The sequence below is a fragment of the Oleiphilus sp. HI0080 genome (assembly GCF_001635135.1).
In genome coordinates this window covers 1-3,383 of the sequence record NZ_LWFU01000434.1, presented here as the reverse complement: position 1 = coordinate 3,383, position 3,383 = coordinate 1, and the positions used below count along the sequence as shown (strand labels likewise).

The window sequence follows — 3,383 nt, the reverse complement described above, 5'->3', positions numbered from 1 at the left end:
TAAAATTAAAAAAGCTAAGCTTCGCGGTGTCGAGTCGTTCGGCATGTTATGTGCGGAGGCCGAGCTTGGTCTGGCAGAAAACTCAGATGGTCTGATGGAATTGCCAAATGATGCTCCTGTGGGCGAGTCTGTTTATGACTGGTTGAAACTTAATGATAGCACCATTGAGGTTGATCTTACTCCGAATCGGAGTGACTGCCTGTCCTTGGCCGGCTTGGCAAGAGAAGTAGCGGTGCTTTGTAAGTTAGATGTGTCTGAGCCAGAAGTGCAAAGCATTTCAGCGCAAGTTGAGGATACTTTTCCCGTTACTCTGAGTGGTTCGGAAGCCTGCCCTAAATACTTAGGGAGAGTCATTCGCGGTGTGAACCCAGAAGCAAAGACACCTCTATGGATGTCAGAAAAGTTGCGCCGAAGTGGGCTAAGAAGTATTGAGCCCGCGGTTGATGTGACCAATTACGTCCTTCTTGAGCTTGGACAGCCGATGCATGCCTTTGACCTAAACAAGCTTCAGGGCGGCATTGATGTTCGCTTCGCTAAAGAAGAAGAAACGTTGACGCTTCTTGATGGGCAGGACGTTACTTTGCGCAACGATACGCTGGTTATAGCAGATGCAGCAGGGCCATTGGCGATCGCAGGTATCATGGGTGGTCAAAATAGCGGTGTGACTAGCGAAACAAAGGATGTGTTCCTGGAGTGCGCATTTTTCTCCCCACTAGCCATTGCGGGTAAAGCTCGTTCATATGGTCTCCACACTGATTCATCGCATCGCTATGAGCGAGGTGTGGATTACACACTTCAGCAAAAGGCAATGGAGCGCGCGACGGCGCTTTTAATTGAGATCATGGGCGGGAAGCCTGGTCCGGTAGTTGAAACAGTAGACGAATCTCAGCTTCCCGTTGAGCGAACGGTTCGCTTGCGGGCAGCGAAGCTTGAGTCTCTTTTAGGAATAGCTATTCCCGCAGCTGAAGTGAAAGATATTTTGACGCGTCTAGGTCTCGTTTTGCTCGAAGAGAAGGGTGATGAGTGGCTGTTCTCTGTACCTCCTTATCGTTTTGATATTGCAATCGAGCCAGATTTGGTAGAAGAGGTTGGTCGTATCTATGGCTATAACAACTTGCCGAAAACAACGACGCAGGGCGGTCTGAGTCTGATTCCTGAGGATGAGGCGGTTCAACCCATGCATTTTGTGGAAGACCGGTTAGTCAGTTTGGGTTATCAAGAAGCAATTACTTATAGTTTTGTTGAAGAGGGTCTCCAAGCGAAGTTGGCGCCAAACGATAAGGCAATTCCTCTGGCCAATCCCATTTCTTCTGATATGGGTGTTATGCGCACCTCGCTTTGGACTGGACTGTTAAGTGCAGCGGAGTACAACCAGAAACGACAGCAAGCGCGGATCAAGCTGTTCGAAACGGGCCTTAAGTTTATTGATGTGGATGGCGGCATTAAACAGACGCGCATGTTGTCCGGCGTCGTTGTCGGAAACTCAGCCGAAGAGAATTGGTGTAATGAAAAGCGCCCAGTTGATTTTTATGATGTGAAGTCAGATTTGGAATCTTTGCTTTATTCGATCGACAAGGAAGTGCAGTTTGAAAAGGGGGAGAATCCAGGTTTGCATCCCGGTCAGTCAGCGCAGATTGTTAAGAACGGTGAAATCCTCGGTTATTTCGGTAAATTACATCCGAAATTGCAAAAAACCTTTGATTTGAATGGCTCGGTCTTCTTATTTGAACTACGCTTAGAAGAGTTAGTAAAAGGGCAAGTGCCTAATTTTACAGAAGTTTCGAAGTACCCTGGTGTTAGACGAGACTTGGCGATTCTAATAAACAGCGAAGCGTCCTATCAGGATATTAAAGCGGTTGTTCGAGAGAATGCTGGTGAAAGCTTAGTCGGGCTCAAGGTTTTTGATGTTTATGTTGGAGACAACTTAGGCGATGGACTCAAGAGCATTGCGCTTGGTTTGAATTGGCAGCGTGCCGACCGAACTCTCAATGATGAAGAGGTCACAGAGGCCTTCGATTCGATTGTGGCAGCGCTTTCGAAGAGGTTTGACGCAAAAATAAGGAGTTAGAGCATGGGTGCTTTGACAAAGGCAGATATGGCCGAATGCTTGTACGAGGAAGTCGGTCTAAACAAGCGTGAATCTAAAGAAATGGTGGAAGCTTTTTTCGAAGAGATTTGTGACGCTCTGGCGCACAATGAACAAGTGAAGCTTTCCGGTTTTGGTAACTTTGATTTACGTGATAAAAAACAAAGACCCGGACGAAATCCCAAAACGGGAGAAGAGATTCCAATTTCTGCTCGACGTGTGGTAACGTTCAGACCTGGTCAAAAATTGAAAGCGAAAGTAGAAGAATATGCTGGAACCCAGTCATAATCACGAATTACCGGTTATTCCCGGGAAGCGTTATTTTACGATCGGTGAAGTAAGCGAACTATGTGGCGTTAAGGCACACGTTCTGCGTTACTGGGAGCAGGAATTCCCTCAGTTATCGCCTGTCAAACGTCGCGGAAATCGTCGTTATTATCAACGTCAGGATGTATTGACGATTCGTCAGATACGCAGTCTTCTCTATGATGAAGGCTACACGATTGGTGGCGCGAAACAGAAGCTGGCTAACGAAGGCGAAGAGGATGGTAACGTTCAATCCGCTCAGCTAGTGAAGCAAATGATCGCTGAGTTGGAAGAAGTGCTCGACGTTTTAAACTCCTAAGTCCCTTCCTGATTCGAAGAAAGCACGTTCGCTCGTTGAGAGCAGCGTGCTTTTTTTATTTCTGCAGTTTATTTATTAACATCTCTACGCTATGATTCTCGCCGTTCCAACAAACGTTCGTTTGTGGTTTTCGGGATGTAGCGCAGCCTGGTAGCGCACCTGCATGGGGTGTAGGTGGTCGGAGGTTCAAATCCTCTCATCCCGACCAATTCTCTTCTTTTTATGGCAGCCAGATGGAGTTGTTAGTTCGGCTTTTAGAAATCGTTGGGCCCGTTTTCCTGATTGTGTTCATTGGCTTCTTATATGCCCGGAAAAGAAGCCCGGAGCTAAGTCATGCAAATGCCATTAATATCGAGTTATTTACGCCGTTTCTTATTTTTTCTGTTCTCTCACAAGGGGATTTTGAATTAGCTGAGTATGGGGCTCTCGCAGTCGCTGCAAGTATTGTTGTCCTTCTTCCCGGATTTTTGTCTCTTCCAGTTGCTCGCGCTTTAGGGCTGAACTGGAAAACCTTTGTTCCACCGATGATGTTTCGCAACTCTGGCAATCTTGGTCTACCGCTTTTGCTGTTTGCTTTTGGCGAAGAGGCGTTACCTGCTGCCGTGATATTGTTTATCGTCGAAAATACATTGCATTTTTCAGTCGGCATGCGGATGTTGAAGCCTGGCAGCA

4 protein-coding genes and 1 tRNA gene are annotated in these 3,383 nt (G+C 46.9%); all 5 read left to right on the top strand.

Annotation, left to right across the window (positions count from 1 at the left end; genetic code table 11):
- A partial coding sequence (pheT, locus tag A3751_RS08350; RefSeq protein WP_068454307.1) for a phenylalanine--tRNA ligase subunit beta occupies positions 1 to 2,068 on the top strand: 2,068 nt, incomplete at its 5' end.
- Between the two features lie 3 nt (positions 2,069 to 2,071).
- On the top strand, positions 2,072 to 2,374 hold the full coding sequence (gene ihfA / locus A3751_RS08345; RefSeq protein WP_068454304.1) for an integration host factor subunit alpha: 303 nt from the start codon (positions 2,072 to 2,074) through the stop codon (positions 2,372 to 2,374).
- Positions 2,355 to 2,711, top strand: coding sequence for a MerR family transcriptional regulator (locus A3751_RS08340; protein WP_068454302.1), 357 nt, complete (start codon positions 2,355 to 2,357; stop codon positions 2,709 to 2,711). Before ihfA ends, A3751_RS08340 begins: the two co-directional genes overlap by 20 nt.
- 131 nt (positions 2,712 to 2,842) lie before the next feature.
- Positions 2,843 to 2,919: transfer RNA gene (locus A3751_RS08335), tRNA-Pro, on the top strand.
- Positions 2,920 to 2,944: 25 nt separating this feature from the next.
- A partial coding sequence (locus tag A3751_RS08330; protein ID WP_197466239.1) for an AEC family transporter occupies positions 2,945 to 3,383 on the top strand: 439 nt, incomplete at its 3' end.